Genomic DNA, 22,709 nt, shown 5'->3' on the forward strand with positions numbered 1-22,709 from the left:
TTTTGTTAATTGCTACATTGTTCGTTATCTAATGTGTTAGTTATCAGGCGTGATGTTTTTTCATCACTGCGTAATAGAGAACCGGTATCACGACCAGGGTCAGTAGGGTCGAGATCATGATGCCGAAGATTAAACTGATGGCGAGCCCGTTAAAGATAGGGTCATCGATAATAAACAGGGCACCAATCATGGCCGCTAGTGCAGTCAGCATAATCGGCTTGGCTCTGACGGCACCTGAATGGATCACGGCTTGTTCGAACGGAACCCCCGCGGCGGTTTCCTTGTTGATGAAGTCCACCAACAAGATAGAGTTCCTGACGATGATCCCGGCCAGCGCAATCATGCCTATCATGGAGGGTGCGGTAAAATGTGCCCCAAGTAGTGCGTGTCCTGGCATCACCCCTATGACCGTTAAGGGGATCGGTGCCATGATGATGAGGGGGACGGTATAGGAGCGGAACTGTCCGACGACAAGCAGATAGATGGCTATCATACCAACGCCATAGGCTATCCCCATATCACGGAATGTTTCGTAGGTGATTTTCCATTCGCCATCCCACAGCACCGCGATAGCGTCGAGGCCCGAAGGTTGATTGATAAAGTGTTGCTCGAAACCCAGCCCATCTTCAGCATCTATCTTGGCCGCCATTTCAAACATGCCATACAAGGGGCTGTCGAACTTTCCAGCCATATCAGCAACCACCATCACCATAGGGATCATGTTTTTATGGATAATGGGGGAATCTATCTTGCCCTTTTTGATATTCACAAGTTCAGATACCGGGACTGAATTACCATCTTGTCCCAGTAATTTGAGGTTTAATACCTGCTCAAGATCGAGTTTGGCTGACTCCTTTAACTGCAATCGGATTGGTGTGGGGCGTTTCTGTTTATCCTTAATCAGGTAGCTCATATCCTGTCCGCCGACGGAGGTGGAAATGAGGCTGACAATATTTTGATAGGGAACCCCCAAAAGACTCGCTTTACTTCTGTCGATGAACACTTGCCATTTCTGCTGCGCCGCAGGCAGAAATATATCGATGTCTACGACATCATCAGTCTCATGAAACAGTGCCTGTAACTGGTAAGCCGCTTTTTCACGTATGGCTTCGCTCGGGCCGTAGACTTCGGCAAGGATCGGTGACCAGACCGGTGGTCCCGGCGGCACTTCAACCACTTTGATGTTGGCATTAAACGGCTTACCTATCGCTTGCAGTGGTGCTCGGACTGACTGTGCAATGGTATGGCTATCTCTGTCTCTGTGCTTCTTGTCGAGAAGGTTGACTTGAATATCACCAAGCTCTTGAGTCTCTCTCAAGAAGTAATGTCTGACTAACCCATTGAAATTCATCGGGGCGTTGGTCCCCGCATAGAGCTGATAGTTTTCAACTTCTTCGATCGTACTCAAATAACGCCCGAGTGCTTGAAGTACACGTTGTGTCTGTTCAACCGGCGTCCCTTCAGGCATATCCACCATTACCTGAAATTCAGATTTATTGTCCAGAGGGAGCATTTTAAGTATGACGAGTTGGCCTAGTGGCAATGCCGTGGCTACGCCGATCAAGACAAATATGGCGCCTGCGAGCCCAATTCGAGCCCTGCGTGCCTGCTTGCCCAGAACGAAGGGGCCAATAAGTTTGGTAAATAGCCTTAACATCATGTTGTCTTTTTCTGGCTGACCGTTTGTCTCCTCTTTTGTTGAGGCATGAGTTGTGGCATTAAGAGCTGCGTCTTCAATCGTGCCAGAAGGTGAGCTCCCTTGTTTATGATGTTTAAGTAATTTCCGACTGAGCCAGGGGGTGACGATGAATGCAACGGCTAAGGAGATCAGCATTCCCATACTTGCATTGATTGGGATCGGCGCCATATAAGGCCCCATTAACCCAGAGACAAAGGCCATAGGTAATAGTGCCGCGATAACAGTAAAGGTCGCCAAAATAGTAGGACTTCCGACTTCGTCGACGGCAACGGGGATGAGCTCATTAAAAGATTGTTTGCCCATCGCCATATGGCGGTGAATGTTTTCGACCACTACAATGGCATCATCGACCAAAATACCGATAGAGAAGATGAGGGCAAACAGGGATATTCTGTTTAATGTGAAGCCCCAGGCCCAAGATGCAAACAGTGTCGATGCTAATGTAATGATAATCGCTATACCCACTACAAGCGCTTCTCTGCCACCCATAGTGAAAAAGACTAAGAGCACGACAGCCGATGTTGCAAATATCAACTTGAAGATAAGTGTGTTGGCTTTATTCCCAGCCGTTTCACCGTAGTTTCTCGATACCGTAACCTCGACATTGTCGGGAACCAGAACATTTTGAACCTGTTCTATACGTTGTAAGATCTGATCGGCGATATCAACGGCATTTTCACCAGGTTGCTTTCCTATCGCCAGCGTTACTGCTGGATAGATATCATTTTTATCTCCATGCCAGACACTTTTTACCGGAATATCGGCTTTTAATGTTATCCGGGCAACATCACTGAGGTAGACGGGGGCGCTTTGTCCGTCGATGTCTTGATAAACCGAGATGACGAGTTGTTTGACATCATCAGCCGACTGCAGAAATTGACCGGCTTGAACTTTTATCTCCTGATTGCCCTGCACAAGAGAAGCAGGCATGGAGATATGATTGTTTGACCTCAGACTCCGGTCTATTGCATCAAAGGTGAGTCCGTAATAGTTCATTTTCATCGGATCGATTCGAACATTAAGCACGAGTTCGTGCGAGCCTAAGCTAGAGACTTCACGCGTGCCGGGAATACGTTTGAGCTCAGTTTCCAGTCCGTGAGCGACATGGGTCAGCTGTTCTGCCGAAACAGACGCTTGTTTGGACCATAGGGTTAAGCTAACAATGGGGACATCATCGATTCCACGAGGTTTGATGAGTGGCTCACCCACCCCTGCACCCGATGGGAGTTTATCAAGGTTCGAGTAGATCTGATTATATAGCTTAACAATCGCTTCGTTACGTGGGATCCCAACTTCAAAAATTGCGATGATAAGTGCACCGTCAGGTTGCGAGAAAGAGTAGAGCGTATCGATGCCCTTTATCTCGGAGATCACCTGTTCAGCCGGGAGTGTGACTAAGCTTTCAACCTGAGCCGGGGTCGCACCGGGGAAGGGGATAAATATATCAGCAAACGTCACATCTATCTGAGGCTCTTCCTCTTTTGGCGTCACTATGACGGCAAATAAACCCAGTAGTAAACCAAGTAGTGCCAGCAGTGGTGTGATGGCACTGAGCTGAAAAGCCGCCGCAATCCTACCCGATATCCCTAATTTTGAGTTGGGTGTGTTGGGTTCAGGCAGAGTCGTGTTTTGGGGTTCGTTCATCTTGACCTCTCTATTTTGCCTGACGGTTTTGAAGTGCTTGGTATGCGTCGCTGGCGATCACATCTCCGGGACTCAATCCCGCCAAGACTTCGACCTCTTTATCTTGGTAATGGCCTAAGCGGACTTGATTGAGTACAAAGTCATCCCCCTGTTTGAGGTAGACGGCACTGAGCTCGTTCTGTTTTAGCAAGGCTGAAGTCGGGATTAGAATAGTCGAACGGGTGCCTGCACTGAATTTGGCTTTTGCCCACATACCCGGCATCAAATTGGGTTCATTCTCGGGAAGGTTAATTCTTACTTTGTAGCTGTGACTCTGGGGATCGGCAAATGAGAAAATAGTGAGCGAACTGGACGTAAATTGACGACCATCATTGAGGGTAACTTTAAACTCCGGCAGCTGTTTCAAAGCGTCTATATAACGCTCTGGTACGTGGGTGATGGCGCGCATCTGTGACGTGGAAAAACCGGAGAAGAGCGGCTGTCCCGGACTCACTGTTTCACCTTGCTCCACGTGCCTTTTAGTGACAATGCCTGAAAATGGCGCATTAACTACCGTATATTTAAGTGATTCTGTGGCTTGGATTATACGGGCCTTTGAAGCTCTTACTGCCTCTTGAGTGGACTTGGCATTGGCAATGGCCTCATCCATCGCGCCTTGTGATATGGCTCCCTTAGGAAATAGGGTTTCATATCGGCGTCTTTGCTGTTGTGCCTCATTATTTTGGGCTATCGCTTTGGCATAATCGGCTTCGGCGGCAGCCAGTTCTGCTCCCTGTTCTTTACTGGTTATTTCCAGTAAAGGGGCCCCCTCGGTGACAATATCATTAACATCGTAATTGAGCTTTATTATGCGGCCGGAAGTTTGTGCCGATACCGTTGCGGCTTTCACTGCTTCGAGTTTTGAATCCAACTCTATCCATCTCGTTTTCTTACTCTCAATCAAGGTGGTGGTTTCAATTGACGCTGCACAAAGGTGAGTACTCATCAATGAGAGGGCAATGAAAAGGATAGGGAAAAGGGCAGGGAAAAAAAAATTAGTCTGTTGAATACGCATATTAAGCTCACCAATGAAAGTCCATAAGATTATTCTAATGGATGGTGTTTTATGATGCAACAGTTAAATTAGGAAAATACGATTGATAGGTTTAAGAAATAGATAAGGAGTCAATGACTCCTTATTTGAGCTACTGGGTTTAGTCGCCTAAGTAGTAGGTTAATGTCGAGACCACACGTACTTTCTTTATGTGCGGGGTATTGCTGTCTCGGTCGCTGATACTAAATTGACCCTGTGAAGCGCGCTTAATTTTGCCTAATGTTGAATTGGAATCTTTGGCAAATTTGTCAGCCACTTTGCGGGCATTTTGAGTCGCGGCTTGTACCATCTCAGGTTTCACCCGGTTGAGTTCGGTAAACAGAAACTCGGTTCGGCTGTTGTAGTCTTGATTTGATATGGCAATTCCATCTTTGGCCAAATCAAGCAGATGCTTACGGCTGGTTAAGAACAGATCCACTCGCTTGGTGTAGAGAGAGATTGTGACCTTGGCGGCGTAGCGAAATTTTACATTTGGATTGACATAGCCCTGAGCTTGTCTGTCTTCGATAGAGGGGAGGGAAGTGGAAATTTCATCGGGTGTAAACCCTTGTTTGGTCAGGAAGAGTACCACTTTATCTGTCTTATCTTGAACCGTCTTATAGAGAGAGTTGAGATCATTATCGACTTCGGTAAACCGTATGGGCCAGATGGCGATGTTGGCTTTAACTTCCTGCTCTGCCAACCCCTTTACGGTGACGGTACGCTCCATGGATTTCATCTGGATCAGACTTTGACCTATGCTATTACCAAGGAGAATGAGACCCAGGCAGAGAAATCCACCTAATATAAAAGCCGAGACCTGAGAATTTTTTTGCATGGTTATTCACCGAGATAACAGAACAGTCTCGATATATTACGCTTTTTATCATTGGAATCTATGATTATTTCGAACTGTACAATCAGGCTATTTGGGGTTGCCAAAGCTCCACTTTATTGCCGTCCGGATCGATAAACCATCCAAATCTGCCAAACTCAGAGTCTTCGGTGACACTGATCACCTCTGCGCCGCCTCGTTGGACTTGATTGAGGGCACCATCGAGATCATCGACAATGAGGTTGAACATGAAATTCTTATCAGAAGGGGACAGGTAATCGTTACCATTTTCGATCGGCGACCACACACTGTAACCGCTACGGGAAAAGGATGAGAGGTCATCTAAGTAAAATGCAGCACCGCCCCAGGGTTCAACCGGAAGTTGAAGGTGCTCTTTATACCAATCTGCTAATGCTTTGGGATCATCACTCTTAAAGAAGATGCCACCCAATCCGACGACTTTTGCCATGAAGGTTCAGAGTTAATGTGTTGTAACTCTAACTGTAGGAAACATTTTGGGAAAGTACAAAAAAGCCGCACATAAGTGCGGCTTTAGGTTCGGTATCTTTGGCTACAATTACTTAGAACTGATAGCTATATTGTACTGAATAGTACACGGCATCAGAACGAGTATATGCGGTTACATCACCAAGAATTGAACTAACTTCGGTAACATGAACATCTTCGCCACGGACAAAGGCGATGCCCATATCGATGGTCGATTGCGTGCTAAGATCATAACTCACACCAGCTGTGTACCAGTTACGGTCTGAGTCAGGAATAGACAGTGAACTGAGATCGCCCACAACGCCCTGATCATGCATGTAACCTGCGCGCACCTTCCACTTTTCATTGATAGTGTATGTACCACCGACACTGAATAGCCAAGAGTCATCCCATGCGTATTGCTTTAGTACTGCATCGCCGACAGGTGTTCCATTTGCTAGCTGACCATCAGTAACAGTAATTTCATGGAAGTCGCCCCATGTCGTTAGCTGAGCGGTGTAATGTAGGGCAAATTTTTCAGTGAGCTGGTGAAAACCGGCAACTTGAAATATATCTGGCATTGGGATGTTAATTTCATCAAATGCTATAGCTCCTACACCTGGTTGAGTCATGTTGACATCACCTGTGGCTTTAAATTCAGGACTGAAGCGGTAGCTCATGCCTAAACGATGGTCGGCATTAAATTCGTAAACGGCACCAAGAATACCGCCAAATGCAATACCATCAGCTTCTACATCAACTAAAGAAACTGGCACCATGCTCCCATTTTCTCCGAGCGGAAGGTTTCCTTCACGGCTTAAGTTACCTTCACCGTAAATGATGTCTACTCCAGCACCAACACTGAAATGCTCATTGAAACGGTAAGATAAGCTAGCGTTGAAATTCATAGTAATAATTTCAGTATTACCTAATAGATCAACCGGTGCTGGTGCTGGCACGATTGAACCATCAGCTGCTTTTGGGTTGCTGTTGGCGAGGCTAGTTAAATCTGTACCAGTACCAAAATTACTAAATCCTGCGACACCAAATGCCCATTTGTCGTTAATCGGTTGGATATAGTAAAAGTTAGGAATAAGTTTGCTTTCAGCTGCGCCTTCTACGCTACCGTAATTCCCCATTGGAGTCGATACGTCAGTGATGTTCACGTCTAAATCGGCATATGCTACACCAACGGACAATGATTTTTCGTCAAAAAGTGCCATTGCTGCTGGGTTACGCGACAGCACAGAGGCGTTATCTGCGATAACGGCGTCACCGGCAAACGCGCGGCCGAGTCCAGTTGCTGATTGACTGTTAAGTTGGAATCCTGCTGCCATAGCTTGTGAACTCGCAAGTGTCACAGCAACGGCTAAAATTGTCTTGTTGAAGTACTTCATCTTTATCTTCTCTTTATTTTACGGTCCCGCTTTTTATGACCAACTGAAATGAGTTAGCTGCAGGATCCACTTATTAGACCAGTGCATCTTAGGGATGCAATTGTCTGCCAACAACTCCGACCAGACGGTGTTTTTGGTTGCGAAAATGTTAATGGGAGGCGAAGGGGGATTTAGGATTGAGCGCCTGCATTTGAATGCGCGGCTCAAGCCCCTATCTACAGGAAGATTAAGGGATTAAGGGTATTAGGAGTGAGGTTAATGTAATGTAAAATCACCCGCGAAATAAAAAATAAAAAGAGGCAAATAAATAGCGTACACGTGTACGCTATTTATGTTTTCATCGCTCTGAAACCCCTATTTTTACTGTTTATAGTTTTGAAGTAAATACTCTAAACTGTTCTCTGACCGCTTCAGATGGTGTCGATAATTTACTAACAATAACACCGGAAAGTGTCGCAAAAACGAATCCAGGTAAGATCTCATACAGATCGAAAATTCCGCCGGATAACTGCTTCCAAATGACAACGGTTAATGCGCCAACGACAATCGTTGCGACGGCGCCGTCACGGCTATATGCTTTCCAGAAGAGGGATAATAAGACTACGGGACCAAATGCGGCACCAAAGCCGGCCCAGGCATAGCTGACAAGTCCAAGTACACTACTTTCAGGGTTAAGGGCAACAATACCTGCGATAACAGCAATGGCTAATACGCCTATACGGCCGACTAGCATCAACTCTTTGCTTGTCGCCTCGGGTCGTAACCATTTCTTATAAAAGTCTTCTGTGATAACGCTGGAACAGACCAGAAGTTGTGAGTCGATGGTGCTCATGATGGCCGAAAGAATAGCCGCAATAAGCAGACCACCAATCCAAGGGTTAAAAGCGGCGTGGGCCAGGTGAATAAATACCGTTTCAGGATTGGCTAATGGCTCATTGGCAAAATACAGGGTTCCGGCGAGTCCCGTTGCCAAGGCTCCTATCAGCGCTACCACCATCCAACTCATCGCGATACGACGAGATACCGGAATATCATCAGCACTGCCGATAGCCATAAAACGAGATAGAATATGTGGCTGGCCGAAATAACCAAGTCCCCAGGCCAATAATGACACCAGACCTATTACAGTCGTGTTTTCATGAAATAATGAGAGCATGGCAGGATCTAATGTGTCGATACCATTGTGTGTCTCAGGCTGACTAAAGATAGCCACCGGCACGATAAGTAGTGCGACTAACATCAAACAGCCTTGAAAAAAATCTGTCCAACTTACGGCAAAGAAGCCACCGACAAAGGTGTAAGCAACAATGATAGTCGAACCTACCACTAAGGCCAGAGTGTAATCTAAACCGAATACTTTCTCGAACAAGATAGCGCCGCCAACCATGCCTGACGAGGCATAAAAGGTGAAGAAGACTAAGATAGTCACCGCCGATACGAATTTTAACAGCCCCTTTTTATCTTCGAAGCGCTTTTCGAAAAAGTCAGGGAGTGTGAGGGCATTATCGGTGAATTCTGTATAAATTCGCAGGCGTTTAGCGACAAAGAGCCAGTTTAACCATGCTCCAAATACCAAACCTATGCCAATCCAGGCCTCACCCAGTCCACCAAGATAAACGGCACCGGGTAATCCTAGCAGCAACCAGCCTGACATGTCAGAGGCGCCAACACTCAGGGCTGTCACTGCCGGCCCCATGCCTCTGCCACCAAGGATGTAGTCGTCTACAGAGTCGGTTGCTTTATAGGCCCAGAGTCCTATTCCCATCATTAGGGTGAGGTAGCCGATGAAAGTAATTAAAATCGGTAATTCAATGCTCATGCTTGTGCCATTCTTGGTTTTTCTAAAATTGTGAGGGTCTATGCTAGCAGATGTTTGATAAGAAGCTCAATATTGTTCGAGAGTGTGACTGATGTTTGACTCTGCGGCGACAGGTATCGCCACAGAGTGTAAAACAAATCGGCACAAGAAAATGATCACATATTTATGTCGACGGGTAGTAAGTTAAATGAAGGTTTGCTTAATCTCTTCCTTTACGTAGCCCAGGTCTGCGGTATCTTCACCAACCAGTAACATATAGGCCTTATCGGTGGCAAAGCCTTTGCCGATATATTTATTGTCTGCAAATGCTTCATCTAAAACCATGCGGTCTTCCAGCGGAACAATAAACAGGGTGACTTTTCCATGTTCGCCTTGCATCACCAGATGTAAGCTTTTCACACCCTGGAAATCACAATCAGTGCTGTAATAAACTTTACCTGGCTGCTTGGTGAATTTTGCGTTACCTAACGTCCCCATCGAAGCCAGTTGGAAGTTAACTTCATCGAAGCCAACATTATCATCTACCTTAAGGGCCATCGCTTCATGATAGACATGGGCAAGGGCATGTTCGCCCAAATCAACCGGACCCATTCTTAAGAGAGTGAAACTGATCCCGGCAATAAATGCGACAGAGGCGACGAGTGCAAGCGTAAAACCAGATTTACGACGTTGAACCTGATGCTGGTGAAGTTGTTGATTTAATAGTAACTTTGCTGCCAGGTCTTCAGGCACATCGACCTTTAAAGCCCGCTCAAGTTTACTATCGAGCTTTTTCAGGTCATTGAGAAAGGACTCACGCTCCGGGGAATCGTGCATCGCTGTGAGAAAATCCTCATCTTGACAGTTTGGCTCTCCATAGGCCTGTCGTCTAAATTTAAGCTCATCCATTGGATTGACCTCTTGCTTTGGGTTGTTCGATAACATCTTTAAGTTGATTTCTTGCGCGAAAGAGTCTGGTCATTACGGTATTTCGATTAAGGTCTAAAATACCTGCGATCTCCTCGCCACTAAAACCACCAATAACTTGCAGCAGTAAAGGTTCGCGATACTCGAGTTCTAACTTGGCGATCTGTCGACGAATTAGGTGTTGTTCAGCTTGATCTTCAGAACTGCTGGAAAATACATCTTCAAGGTGCTCCTGCTCTACATCTGAGTAGTTGAACTGTTTACGCTCAAATCGACGTGCATTTTCTCTTCTCAGAATAGTAATTAACCAAGCTTTAGCCGCTTTATCATCTTTTAAAGATTCAAGCGAGCGCCAGGCCCTTAGGAAGGTTTCTTGAGTGATATCTTCAGCGACATGTTTATCGCCGCAAAGCCAGTAGGCGTAACGGAATATGTCGGCGTGAAGTGCCCTGACAAGGCTATCGTATCGTCTTTGTTTACTAAGCATGTCTGAATTGACCGTGGAACTAGACTTTTTATTTCGCGAGCGACTAAACATTTCTTAAATCTGTGATCCAACAATACTCGTTAGCTTAACGTGCTGGAGATGAATGGCAAGAAGTTAATAACTAGTTAACGTCTTGCCATGCTTGGATAAAGAAAAATTATCGGGGATTGAGTTCGACCAAAGCCGATTTTTCCTGTTTAGCCGATACCGCGGGGGCCAACTTTACCGAGGCTAAGACAGTTCGATAATCTATTTTAGGGTTTTCCCGGCTAAATGCGCTGGCTTGCAGCTCTGCAATCACGGTATGAAGCGCAGGGGATAAGTGAGATATCTCATTTAAGGTCATGGTTTGGGCATATTGCTCGGTAAAATAGGCTTGAAGAGCGGAGAGTACTTTACCCGCTTTCTCCTCTTCACAGGCCTGTTTGATACGTTCATAGCTACTCGATTGCTTAGGTTGCACTGCTGCAACTTGTACACGCTCATTACCAGCACGAGAATTGTGGGAAAGGGCCCGGCGCCAAAGTATGAGTGTTACTAACCAAAGTAGCGCAAAAAACAGTGTTAACCAGGGCCATATACCTGAGGTTGTCGAACCACGGGTTTCGGCAGAGAGGCTCGGTAACTCATTTTCGACATTAGCACTTCCCGTGATAAGGATGGTCCTCGCAGGAAGTTTAGCGACCTCTTGTTTTTTCGTATGCGGGTTCCACCATGGCACACTAATCTCTGGCAGTGTGTAACTACCGGCTTTCGTCGGAACTATTGCTAAGGTCTGTGTCAGTTGAGAGACTATTTTTTTATCACGAACAAAAGACTGTCTTTGAGCCTTTTCCGGATAGGTTTTAAGTTCGCTTGGTACCTTTATATCGAGTTCTGGCAGACTTGTTTCGTCGGTATTCACCGCTAAAAGCGAAATGGTACGCGTGATTGGAGAGCCGAGCTCGTAGCTGTCTTCTTGTGTCCAGTCTTCGTTTAATGCGACAAGATCTGAGACTAACCAGTTACCATTAAATTCAATTGGGATCGGGTTGATCAAGATGATTGATTTAGTGGCTTTGGCTTGCATCGGTTTACTTTCATTGAAAGAAAACATACCGCCTCGTCTCGATGATTGAACGACAACGTCACCTGAGAAATTTGCTCCCTCAATGGTTAACTCACCAGGCAGGTCGGCGATAATGCCATAGGTTCTCTCTATGACTCTGTAGCGCCGTCCATTGACGATTTCAGTGGTATCGGTATCTTCGCCAAGTTGCTTAATCTGTGCGCCATCTATCGCCGGTGCGCTCAGTACTCCGCGCTGAAGGTCAACCGCCAGAAAGAGCTTAACCTTGTAGGTGATCAGTTGGCCGACATAGGCTTCCTCGGTCGATAAACTGGTACGAATAAAGAGGCTTTGCATCTGTTGTGTTTGGCTGCCGACGGGCACTACGGTTAAACTAATCGGCGCAGAGCTCACCCCATCGATAGTGAAGGGCGGAATGAGAATGTTGCCGGAACGCTTTGGGGCCAATAGTACTTGCCAGCGAGTGAGTCTCTGAGTATCAAAATTGACGATCTGTGTACTGCGGCTCACACTGGTTCTGCCCACGATAAAATCATGGAGTAGTGCAGAGGTATCGAGCTTTCCTGTGCTGATGTCGTCATCGGCATTTATCGTTAGAACCAGATATTCCCCCTCTACGGCAGGATTTCTATCCACAGAGGTTTCAATTTTGCTGATGGCAAAGCTTGGGAATGAGAACGACAGCGTTAATAGTGCCGCAATAAAGAGTTGTCGTATTAACACGATTCGAGATCCTTTAAAGAATAATTTTGCTTAAAGTCGTTTTGATTTGCCAATTTTACAAAACATGGCTGGTTGAAGATCTTTACCATTGTTCTTGTTCCTGCGAAGCCATGCCTTGTCTGCGACGTTTCTGATATTCAAGCTGCATTTTATTGCGAAGCAAAACTTGGGGGTCGTCGGCTAACGCTCTTAATGCACGCTCCATCTCAGGTGGAAGTTCATCCTGAGTTTGCGCCTGTTGAGCTGCCGTTGTTTTACCGGTAGATGGTTCTTGGGCTTCTTCGTTCATTTCAGCTTGGGCAGCTTTAGATTGTTCCTTTTCGGCACTTTCACCGTTTTGTTCTACCGAGTCAGATGATTGCTGAGCATCTTCACCTTCGGGCTTTTCAGCCTCTTTCTTGTCGGGATCGGCCTGCATTTCAGATTCATTACTCTTTTCCTGCGAAGCGGGGTCTGAAGCTTGTTTCTCTTGAGCCGATTGCTCGTCTTGATTAGCGTCGTTACTTTGCTCTGAGTTTTCATCTTGCCCGGATTCGTTCTCCTGCTCAGAGCCATCCCCCTTATCAGAACCTTTCTCCTGTTTCGACTCTTTCTCTTTGTCTGAGTTCTCATCTTTGTCAGAGGGATCTCCCTGACCGGAGTCTTCATCCTGTTCCGATGACTTCTGCTTCTGTTCTTCTAACTTTTTAGCTAACTCTAAGTTCTCATGTGCATCTTTAAGCTCAGGATTTTTTTTGAGGGCACGCTCGTATCGTTTGATGGCTTCGTCATATTTACCCTGTTGCATCAAGCTATTTCCTTGATTATAAAGGCCTGTTGCACTCTCATCTTGTTCAAATAGGGCTAAGGCTTCATCATAATCGCCCGCCTTGTAGCGCGCACTGGCTTGCCATTGAGGGTCACTGAACTTCTCTGACGCACCTTGATATTCCTGAGCCTGATAGGCCTCCATACCCTGTTGATTCTTAGTTTGCCATACATCGTCCCAGCTTGATGCCATGGCTGGGGTTGGTTGATAGATAATGCAGACGAGTGCGACGCCAACTAATCCGTGCCTGAAACTTAGCAGAACAGGAATAAGCAGTAATAGCGCAATGAAGGGGCCGGCATCTTGCCAGATCTCACCATCGAGCTCTGTTGCTTTCGTCTCGCCAGTGGTGGAAAGCCAGGTAAGCAGTTGCTGTAGATCTTGACCATCGGTACGAAAGGGGATCAGTATGCCATCGGTCTCTTGAGCGAGTTCATTGAGCTGCAGATAGTTTGTTTTCGCGACAACCACCTGATTAGCATTATCCCGAAGTAACTGGCCATCGGGTAACCGGATAGGAGAGCCTTGCTCGCTTCCAAACGCTAAGATCCCGAGTCGATATTGGGTGCCTTTAAGGACTTTCTTGGCTTCATTGAGCTGCCGTGGAGGTATACCGTCCGATAGCAGTAGAATATCACCGCCAATGTGGCCACCTTGAGCCAGCAGATTTTTGCTTTGCTCTAATGCAGCGACGAGGTTTGAGCCCCTCGACGGCATAATATCCGGCGAGAGGGTCGGTAAGAGATTGAGCAAGGTTGATCTGTCACGGGTTAGCGGACTGATGGTGTAGGCATCGCCCGCATAAGCGAGGAGTCCGGTTTCACCCTCGGTTAGCTCACCGATAAGATCGGTTGCCTTAAACTTAGCTTGAGACAGTCGGTTAGGCGCTTGATCCGTCGCGTACATCGACAGTGACATATCCATGACGATCACTCGCCCCTGAGTGGCTTCAAACACAGGGAGTGATTGTTGAGTAAAGGCGGGTCCGGAAAGGGCAAAAACCGCGATCAACCAGCTAACCGCCAGATACGAGAGTGAGGGACGCTTAACATCTTTTGTTTTTGTTACCAGTAATGCCGCCAAATGCGGAGATATATATCGATTCCAGGTCGAGTTTTCCTGTTCGGTTCGCCATAAAAGCCACATGATTATCACGAGTGGAAGCAGGGCAAGGAACCATTCCGGGCGTAAGAAATGTAACATGTTTAGCGTTTACCCCATCTGATGCTGAGTCGTTTAAAGAGTGAGAGTTGCGATAAGGCCATCAAAAAACTGATAAGTAGAGCCGTAGCAAGTGGGAGGTAAAAAAGCTCCGATTGAGGTCGGTAACTGAGTTGATCCCGACTGATAGGTTCAAGCTTATCTATCTCTTGATATATCGACTCCAGCTCTTGTGCATTTCGGGCTCGAAAATAAAGACCGCCGGTGGTTTGTGCCAGTGCGGTGAGCTGGGTTTCGTCGAGATCCATCGAGGGATTGACTCGCTCCTTGCCAAATAGGGTGCGTCTCTCCATCACTTCAGCGCCGACACCGATGGAGTATATTTTGACCCCTCTCTTGGCTGCGATGGCCGCCGCCTGTTCCGGCGAGATGGAGCCAGAGTTGTTTGAACCATCGGTCAGTAATACTAATATGCGGTTACTCTCATCGACCCTATCGAATCGCTTTACGGCTAAGGCGATAGCCTCACCTATGGCGGTCTGTTTACCGACCAGCCCTATTTGTGCCTCTTTTAAAAATTGGGCCACGGAGCGCCGGTCTTGAGTGAGAGGCGCTTGCAGATAGGCGTGATCGGCAAAAAGAATTAAGCCTAATTTGTCACCCTTACGACGTTCAATAAAGTCGCTGACAACGGCTTGGATCATAGTGAAACGATCGACCGTTTTTCCATCGAGCACCATGTCTTCAATTTGCATACTGCCGGAGAGATCGACCGCCATCATCAAATCGCGCCCTTTACTTGGAAGCTCTATTGGTTCCCCCATCCATAAAGGACGGGCGACGGCGATGACTAGCAATACCCAAATAAGCCAATGCATTTTACGTGATCTGGCTTGTTGCTCTATCTGCTGGGTGCCATTTTGAGCAATACCCGGCAGATGCAGGTGTCCGCTGACCTCCACCTCTTGCTGTTTTTTACGAAAAATAAGCGGTAGTGGCAGAAGTAGTAAAAGCCATGCCCATGCGAGAGTCAGCATTTGTGCTCCTCGGTATTTGTTTGGGGGCTATTTACCGGATTCATCTTGATGGGTAACGCTTCTTTAAGCCATTGGTGAGCTAAGGTCTTCAGAACCGGGCCCTCTCCACTGGCTAAACCTTCTCTTTGATAACGTTTATCGAGTAATACCTGCAGTTGTGGATCAGGCTGTTTAACTTGAGTATTCATCCAGCGATGCCAAGTCTCTCCCTCGAGTCCTGCAACTTGTTCACGGGGGAGGTAGCTCATAGCAGCCCGTTTAATCAAGGTATTAACGTGTGAAGATAGCTCTCGATGGTTTGGATCCAGCTCTTTGAGCTCAGCTATCACGATACGCTTGGGTGCAGCGTATAAACGTCGGCGTTTGGCTAGATAGAAAATGACAGTAATCGCCATTATTATCAGACCCAGTGTGACCCAATAGCCATAAGCGATAGGCCATGAGGCGATGACTTCAGGTGTCTGAATATCTTTCAGAGACGCTAAGGCTGGGTTTGTTGTTGCTTCCATCACCTTAATGCCCCTATTTGATTATTTAGTGTCTCTCCCGCCTCTATGACTCGGGTTTGAACATTCAGCTTTTGCATCATTTGTGTAAATTGCTGTTGAGAATCGAGTTGTTTCTTTAGCCAGGCATCATAGCCGCCGCGATTGAGTGTTAGCTCTTTATTGCCTTCCTTGACCGGTAATTGGAATTGCTTTGGCAATGCCAGTGTACCTTGTCTGAGGGGGTCTGTGATTAAGAATGCCCCCATATCGCAATGACGTTTAAGATCCGATAATGGCGCGAGGCAAGCATCATTAAAATTACTGCCATCACTGATTATCCAGATCAGAGAGCCGGGTTTCGCTATCCGCCTTAACCGCTGACAGGCCTTGAATATATGTTCGGGTTCACTTTGGTGCTCAGATATCTGACTGAGTTGTTTTTTATGCAGGGATTCTATGCCAGAGATCAGCTGTAAGATCCCTTGCTGACGACTTCTTGGTTTTAACTCAAGATGCTCTTGCTCTGTCGCTATTAATGCACCTAATCTGTCACCGTGAAAAATGGCACTCCAACCTAAGGTGGTGGCTAAATGCGCCGCCTGAACGGACTGGAGCAGTAAGCTTGAGCCAAAATAGAGGCTGTGACTGAGATCGAGCAGGATTAAAATCGGCCGCTCTCTCTCCTCTACAAATAACTTAGTGTGCGCCTTCCCCGTTCTGGCGGTCACTCGCCAGTCGATGGTACGGACATCATCACCGGCTTGATAGTGACGCACCTCGGCAAACTCCATTCCGCGACCTTTTATCAGGCTAGCTCTGTCACCGGAGAGACTTGCACGCGCCTTGGAGCGCTTCTCGGGAAGTGCTCTGGCTAGGTTCTGGCACGCTAAAAGTTCTTTTTGAGTGAGATTTACCCCATCGGCAAAAAGAGGCAACGCTTTTTCTGCCATTTATGGTACCGCTACTTGAGAAAGGATATGACTAATGACCTGATCGCGACTCACGCCTTCGGCTTGGGCTTGATAGCTCAGCAGTAATCTGTGTCTTAATACGTTAGGCGCCACTGCCTGAATGTCTTCGGGTGAGACAAAGTCTCGCTCATTGAGCCAAGCGCGTGCTCGGGCACAACGTTCCAGTGACAATGTTGCTCGCGGGCTCACGCCATATTCGAGCCATTTTGCCAGGTCATCGCTGTATCGTTCGGGTTGACGAGTTGCCATCACGATATCGACGATATATTTTTCCAGAGGCTCAGCAAGGTAGATCTCGAGTGACTCTTCGCGGGCTTCGAATATATCTTTTTGAATAATGGGTTCGACAGAAGGTGCTGCTTGTTTCAATGCTTCTTTGCGTGACATCCGCATGATTTCGAACTCGGTTTCAGCACTAGGGTAATCCAGATTTAAGTGCATTAAGAATCTGTCGAGTTGTGCTTCCGGTAAGGGGTAGGTTCCCTCATTCTCTAATGGGTTCTGGGTTGCCATAACGAGAAACATCTCAGGTAATGGATAACTGTTCTTGCCAACGGTAACTTGGCCTTCGCCCATGGCTTCCAGCAGCGCCGATTGTACTTTTGCCGGTGCTCGGTTGATCTCATCCGCCAGGATCAGGTTATGAAAAATCGGGCCCGCTTCAAATTCAAATGTTCCAGTTTGTGCGCGATAGATATCGGTACCGGTGAGATCGGCTGGCAATAGGTCGGGAGTAAATTGAATACGGTGAAAATCCCCTTCGACACCGTCACACAGGGCTTTGACTGCACGAGTTTTAGCTAGACCTGGTGGTCCCTCTACGAGCAGATGTCCATCTGCAATCAAGGCTATTAGCAGGTTTTCGGTCAGGACGGGTTGTCCTAAAATGACCTTATTCAGGTATTCGCGTAACGCGTGAAATCGACTCAAAGGCATGATGCTACTCGGTTAATTTGGGTTAGTTTAGGGTCGTTTGGGTATAGACCATAGATATGGTAAAAAATTCCAATAGGGTTTGGCTAGTGCCAATTCTCATCTTTGGTGAGAATATTGCCCTTTCATTATGCTTAATCCTGCTCTCTATTGAATGTTATAGCTAATTTGTGACTGGTAATATGCATAGTTATCAATAATAAAATCAAAATTTTCTTCATGAAACATTGTTCACAAAGGGTTTTCCCGATTTATTTTGACTAAAAACCAAACAACTGTTTAAAACTTGACTATAAGAAGTTAGAATCAGATCACACTTTGATGGTCAGACCTGTTATTAGAGGTACAGTCGGACTGATTAATAGTAGGTGTCTACATAAGCAATGCGGTAAGGAAATAATATCGCCTCTCGCTAAAGTAAGCGGGACGTATAATAAGAGGGTGACAAATGAGTGATAGACAACAGGTAACGAATGCTAGAGGCGATCGTATTGCCATTGTAACGGGATTAAGAACCCCCTTTGCAAAACAAGCTACGGCATTTCATGGTGTATCGGCGTTAGATATGGGCAAGATGGTCGTTAATGAAATGCTATCTCGTTCTGAACTGGACCCAAAACAGATTGAACAATTAGTTTATGGTCAAGTGGTGCTGATGCCTGCCGCCCCTAATATTGCTCGTGAGATTGTACTTGGTACCGGGATGGATGTCGCGACTGACGCCTATAGTGTTACCCGAGCCTGTGCCACCAGTTTTCAATCGACGGTGAATGTTGCAGAATCTATTATGACGGGGAATATCGAAATTGGTATTGCCGGTGGTGCCGATTCATCTTCAGTTGTCCCTATTGGCGTTTCAAAGAAATTGGCTCATGCCTTGATCGATCTCAATAAAGCCCGCTCATTTGGTCAAAAGCTGGCTATTATCCGCCGTTTAGGCTTAAAAGATCTGTTACCCGTGCCCCCGGCAGTTGCCGAATTTTCCACGGGTCTCTCTATGGGACAAACCGCAGAGCAGATGGCAAAAACCTACAACATCAGCCGCGCCGACCAAGATGCGTTGGCTCATCGCTCACACTCGTTGGCCACTGAGACATGGAATGCCGGTCACCTGACTGATGAGGTGATGGCGGCACATGTTCCCCCTTATAAAAGCTTTATCGATCGCGATAACAATATTCGTGAAAATTCAACGATAGAATCTTACGCCAAATTGAGACCCGCGTTCGACCGTAAGCACGGCACTGTGACCGCGGCGACGAGTACGCCACTTACCGATGGTGCATCGGCAGTATTATTGATGAGTGAAAGCCGCGCTAAGGCATTAGGTTACGATCCTATCGGTTACATTAAAAGCTACGCATTTAGCGCCATCGATGTCTGGGAAGATATGTTAATGGGTCCATCTTATGCGACGCCATTGGCACTCAAGCGCGCCGGAATGGAACTTGAGGATCTGACTCTGATCGAAATGCATGAAGCCTTTGCTGCCCAAACACTGGCTAATATGCAGATGTTTGGCTCGAAGAAATTTGCTGCCGAAAAGTTAGGTCGTAATCGCGCGATTGGTGAAATCGATATGAGCAAGTTTAATGTGCTGGGCGGCTCACTCGCTTATGGACATCCATTCGCGGCAACAGGAACCCGATTAATCACCCAGGTGTGTCGTGAGCTTAAACGCCGCGGTGGTGGTACTGGACTAACGACGGCCTGTGCAGCAGGCGGTTTAGGCGCAGCAATGATAGTTGAAGTGGAGTAATAGTCATGGAAAAGACCTTTAATTTAGCGCGTCGTGAAGATGGTATCGCCATACTGACAATGGATGTGCCCGGCGAGACAATGAACACCTTGCGGGCCGAGTTTGGCCCTGAAATTAACCAAGTATTAGCCGAGATAAAAGCCGATAACAGTATCAAAGGGTTGATACTTATTTCGGGAAAGAGAGACTCTTTCGTCGCCGGCGCCGATATCTCTATGCTGGATGCCTGTAAAACGGCTGCCGATGCGAAGCTGTTATCTCAACAGGGACATCTGGTATTTAATGAACTGGAGTCTTTGAAAATCCCGGTCATTGCCGCCATCAATGGCGCGTGTCTCGGAGGTGGACTCGAATTGGCATTAGCGTGTCACCAACGGGTATGTAGCTTAAACAGTAAGACCATGATGGGCGTGCCTGAGGTACAACTCGGACTGTTACCCGGTGGTGGAGGAACGCAGAGATTACCACGATTACTGGGGATCACCACCGCTCTGGATATGATGTTAACGGGTAAGCAACTGCGTCCCAAGCAAGCGCTTAAAATGGGCTTAGTTGACGATGTTGTTCCCGAGTCTATTTTGCTTGAGACAGCGGTAGAGATGGCTCTGAAGGGGAAGCGTGCCCCTAAAAAAGTGAAAAAGTCATTAGTGACTCGCCTGCTTGAGGGGACCCCGCCCGGTCGCAACATTATCTTCGACCAAGCCAGTAAGCAAGTTGAGAAGAAAACTCACGGTAACTATCCGGCCCCGGCAAAAATTATCGATTGTGTACGTCAAGGCATGGCCAGAGGGCTGACCAAAGGTTTGGAGGTTGAGGCTAACCACTTTGCCGATCTGGTCGTCTCTAAAGAATCTGAAGCGCTGCGAAGCATCTTCTTTGGCACCACAGAGATGAAGAAAGAGACTGGCGCCGGTGATGTTGAGCCACGGGAAGTGCATAAGGCTATGGTGCTAGGTGGCGGCCTTATGGGCGGCGGTATCGCGTCTGTGACGACGACCAAAGCGAAAATCCCAGCCCGGGTAAAGGATATTAGTGAACAGGGGCTGAGTAATGCGCTTTCTTATGCTTATAAGCTATTAGATAAAGGCGTTAAGCGCCGCCATATGACACCTGCAGTAAGAGATAACTTAATGTCTTTGATGACGACAACGACAGAATATAAAGGCATTAAAGATGCCGATATCGTCGTTGAAGCCGTATTTGAAGATTTGAAATTAAAGCATCAGATGGTTAAAGATGTTGAACGTGAATGTGGTGAGAATACCATTTTTGCCTCTAACACCTCATCACTGCCTATTTCGCAGATAGCCGAGGCCGCCAGCCGTCCTGAAAATGTGATCGGCTTACACTATTTTTCTCCGGTAGAGAAGATGCCTTTGGTAGAGGTCATCGCCCATGAGAAGACCTCTGCCGAAACGATAGCCACAACCGTCGCCTTTGCCCGCAAGCAGGGGAAAACGCCTATCGTGGTTCAAGATGGGGCTGGTTTCTATGTCAACCGTATCTTGGCCCTGTATATGAATGAAGCTGCTCAACTGCTGCTGGAAGGGCAGAGTGTTGAACACTTAGATAAGGCGCTGGTTAAATTTGGTTTCCCTGTCGGGCCTATGACGCTACTCGACGAAGTTGGAATCGATGTCGGGGCTAAAATTTCTCCCATCTTAGAGTCAGAGCTCGGCGAACGCTTTAAAGCTCCTGCCGCCTTCGATAAGCTGCTCGCAGACGACCGAAAAGGTCGTAAGAATGGTAAAGGTTTTTATCTTTATGGCAGCAAGGCTAAACAGAGATTTAAGAAGAAGGCGAAGCTGGTCGATGAGTCTGTCTATGCCGTGCTTGGTTTAACGCCTTCATCAACGGATAGCAATAACGACTCTCAAGATGTTGCTCAGCGTTGTGTCGTGCAGATGCTTAATGAAGCGGTTCGTTGTCTGGAAGAGGGGATTATCGCCTCGCCACGTGATGGTGATATTGGTGCCATCTTCGGTATCGGTTTCCCGCCGTTTCTTGGAGGCCCGTTCCATTATATCGATTCGATGGGAGCCGCTGAGCTGGTGGCAGTATTAGAAACCTATCAAGCTAAATATGGCGATAGGTTTACACCTTGCGATCGTTTAAAGGAGATGGCTGAAAAAGGACTGTCCTTTTTCGAGTAAAGGATAGGCTCGAATAGATAGCGCTCTCATCAACAATGCGGCAACATAATGCCGCATTTTTTTGTCCGGAAGGAGATGCTCTGCCTGTTTTTTGTTCGCATTCATTTGACGATTCTGTACAATGCGGTTCGCATACTATCCCTGTGACTGGTCCTTTCTAGATAATGGCTCTCGGTATTACGATGGTTTATTGGCTGCGTGTGATTTGTATGTTGTAGTTGCTGTTTTAGAAGAGGTTGTAGATAAGTGATATTTTTCAGTGTCAATGTGGCCGTTCTTGTCGTTGCAAGTGTATTGATTACCTCTGGAATTGTGATGGGTAACTTAGCTTTTCGGGCAGGCCTGGGAGTGAAGCGCTGGACTATGATAGGACTTATCTTGGGCCCAGTGGGCTACCCATTATTTAATACCCATAAGCGGTTCGCTATGAAGCGTGCCGTTGGCAGTAGAGCGAGTACGATTAGGCTATAAGGCCATCTGTTCTTGTTTGCTTATACTCGTATAAAAACAGATAGAAACTAAAAAGGAGCCAATGGGCTCCTTTTTGATCTGCATATTTTTGGTCTAACTTAGTTCCACCAAACCTTCGCAGAAATGACTTCCAGGTGATCTAACCCTTCAGGTAACTGAACTTTCTTACGCTCTGGCTTTTGAGTTAGGCCTAGTGCTTTCTTGATTGAATCAAACATAATAATTCTCCTTAGACCTTAAGCAATTTCAGAGTTGATGAATTTAATATGTGGTGCAGCGGCTAGTTCAACAGGTTTGAACTTGATATGTGGTGCAGCAGCGAGTTCAACAGGTTTGAACTTGATATGTGGTGCAGCAGCGAGTTCAATAGGCTTGAACTTGATATGTGGTGCAGCAGCGAGTTCAATAGGTTTGAACTTGATATGTGGTGCAGCAGCGAGTTCAATAGGTTTGAACTTGATATGTGGTGCAGCAGCGAGTTCAACAGGCTTGAACTTGATATGTGGTGCAGCAGCGAGTTCAATAGGCTTGAACTTGATATGTGGTGCAGCAGCGAGTTCAACAGGCTTAAATTTGATATGTGGTGCCGCAGCGAGCTCAACAGGTTTGAACTTGATATGTGGTGCTGCTGAAAGAAGTAGTGAATTAGAGTCCGTTGCGTGTTGGTCTGATGCAACTGTAGATGTCGATAATACAAGTGCAATAGTCGTCGCTAATACTTTAATCATTTTATTCTTCTCTCAAGTTCTGGGACATCCACTTGGATGCTCCGAGTTAGTCGATATGTCATT

The 22,709-nt window shown here is 46.8% G+C and carries 17 protein-coding genes; 2 read left to right on the plus strand and 15 right to left on the minus strand.

All coding sequences use genetic code 11. The annotated features are described in order from the left end of the window. Nucleotides 1–43 precede the first annotated feature (43 nt). The 14 genes from EKG38_RS22005 to EKG38_RS22070 form a co-directional block, all read right to left on the minus strand. On the minus strand, nt 44–3,343 hold the full coding sequence (locus EKG38_RS22005) for an efflux RND transporter permease subunit (RefSeq protein WP_126523137.1): 3,300 nt from the start codon (nt 3,341–3,343) through the stop codon (nt 44–46). 10 nt (nt 3,344–3,353) lie between these two features. Then, the gene (locus EKG38_RS22010; RefSeq protein WP_126523138.1) at nt 3,354–4,397 is read right to left on the minus strand and encodes an efflux RND transporter periplasmic adaptor subunit; all 1,044 of its coding nucleotides are present in this window, start codon (nt 4,395–4,397) and stop codon (nt 3,354–3,356) included. A gap of 139 nt (nt 4,398–4,536) precedes the next feature. Continuing rightward, nucleotides 4,537–5,253 carry an SIMPL domain-containing protein gene (locus tag EKG38_RS22015; RefSeq protein ID WP_126523139.1) on the minus strand — a complete coding sequence of 239 codons (717 nt, stop codon included), beginning with the start codon at nt 5,251–5,253 and terminating at the stop codon, nt 4,537–4,539. An 82-nt stretch (nt 5,254–5,335) separates the two neighbouring features. Next, the gene (locus EKG38_RS22020; RefSeq protein ID WP_126523140.1) at nt 5,336–5,719 is read right to left on the minus strand and encodes a VOC family protein; all 384 of its coding nucleotides are present in this window, start codon (nt 5,717–5,719) and stop codon (nt 5,336–5,338) included. A 112-nt stretch (nt 5,720–5,831) separates the two neighbouring features. Then, a complete protein-coding gene (locus tag EKG38_RS22025) occupies nt 5,832–7,133 on the minus strand; it encodes an OmpP1/FadL family transporter (protein WP_126523141.1) in 1,302 nt (433 codons plus the stop codon). A gap of 367 nt (nt 7,134–7,500) precedes the next feature. Continuing rightward, nucleotides 7,501–8,952, minus strand: a complete 1,452-nt coding sequence (gene putP, locus EKG38_RS22030; protein WP_126523142.1) for a sodium/proline symporter PutP — start codon at nt 8,950–8,952, stop codon at nt 7,501–7,503. 183 nt (nt 8,953–9,135) lie between these two features. Next, nucleotides 9,136–9,840, minus strand: a complete 705-nt coding sequence (locus tag EKG38_RS22035) for a DUF3379 domain-containing protein (RefSeq protein WP_126523143.1) — start codon at nt 9,838–9,840, stop codon at nt 9,136–9,138. Beyond that, nucleotides 9,833–10,396, minus strand: a complete 564-nt coding sequence (locus EKG38_RS22040) for a sigma-70 family RNA polymerase sigma factor (protein WP_126523144.1) — start codon at nt 10,394–10,396, stop codon at nt 9,833–9,835. The genes EKG38_RS22035 and EKG38_RS22040 overlap by 8 nt, the downstream gene beginning before the upstream one ends. Nucleotides 10,397–10,502: 106 nt before the next feature. Next, on the minus strand, nt 10,503–12,137 hold the full coding sequence (locus EKG38_RS22045; RefSeq protein WP_126523145.1) for a BatD family protein: 1,635 nt from the start codon (nt 12,135–12,137) through the stop codon (nt 10,503–10,505). Nucleotides 12,138–12,219: 82 nt separating this feature from the next. Further along, nucleotides 12,220–14,148: a vWA domain-containing protein gene (locus EKG38_RS22050; RefSeq protein ID WP_126523146.1), complete on the minus strand. Its 1,929-nt coding sequence runs from the start codon at nt 14,146–14,148 to the stop codon at nt 12,220–12,222. Between the two features lie 2 nt (nt 14,149–14,150). Beyond that, the gene (locus EKG38_RS22055) at nt 14,151–15,143 is read right to left on the minus strand and encodes a vWA domain-containing protein (RefSeq protein ID WP_126523147.1); all 993 of its coding nucleotides are present in this window, start codon (nt 15,141–15,143) and stop codon (nt 14,151–14,153) included. Continuing rightward, the gene (locus tag EKG38_RS22060; RefSeq protein ID WP_126523148.1) at nt 15,137–15,652 is read right to left on the minus strand and encodes a DUF4381 domain-containing protein; all 516 of its coding nucleotides are present in this window, start codon (nt 15,650–15,652) and stop codon (nt 15,137–15,139) included. The genes EKG38_RS22055 and EKG38_RS22060 overlap by 7 nt, the downstream gene beginning before the upstream one ends. Next, the gene (locus tag EKG38_RS22065) at nt 15,652–16,581 is read right to left on the minus strand and encodes a DUF58 domain-containing protein (RefSeq protein WP_126523149.1); all 930 of its coding nucleotides are present in this window, start codon (nt 16,579–16,581) and stop codon (nt 15,652–15,654) included. Before EKG38_RS22065 ends, EKG38_RS22060 begins: the two co-directional genes overlap by 1 nt. Next, nucleotides 16,582–17,538: an AAA family ATPase gene (locus tag EKG38_RS22070; RefSeq protein WP_126523150.1), complete on the minus strand. Its 957-nt coding sequence runs from the start codon at nt 17,536–17,538 to the stop codon at nt 16,582–16,584. Nucleotides 17,539–17,983: 445 nt separating this feature from the next. On the opposite strand from EKG38_RS22070, the gene fadI reads away from it, so the two are divergent. Then, nucleotides 17,984–19,294, plus strand: coding sequence for an acetyl-CoA C-acyltransferase FadI (gene fadI / locus EKG38_RS22075; protein WP_012141975.1), 1,311 nt, complete (start codon nt 17,984–17,986; stop codon nt 19,292–19,294). A gap of 5 nt (nt 19,295–19,299) precedes the next feature. After that, on the plus strand, nt 19,300–21,447 hold the full coding sequence (fadJ, locus tag EKG38_RS22080) for a fatty acid oxidation complex subunit alpha FadJ (RefSeq protein ID WP_126523151.1): 2,148 nt from the start codon (nt 19,300–19,302) through the stop codon (nt 21,445–21,447). Between the two features lie 707 nt (nt 21,448–22,154). Here the strand turns inward: fadJ and EKG38_RS22090 are convergent. Further along, nucleotides 22,155–22,646: a hypothetical protein gene (locus tag EKG38_RS22090; RefSeq protein ID WP_126523153.1), complete on the minus strand. Its 492-nt coding sequence runs from the start codon at nt 22,644–22,646 to the stop codon at nt 22,155–22,157. Nucleotides 22,647–22,709: the final 63 nt, after the last annotated feature.

It is taken from the genome of Shewanella canadensis, assembly GCF_003966225.1.
Taxonomy (GTDB): domain Bacteria; phylum Pseudomonadota; class Gammaproteobacteria; order Enterobacterales; family Shewanellaceae; genus Shewanella; species Shewanella canadensis.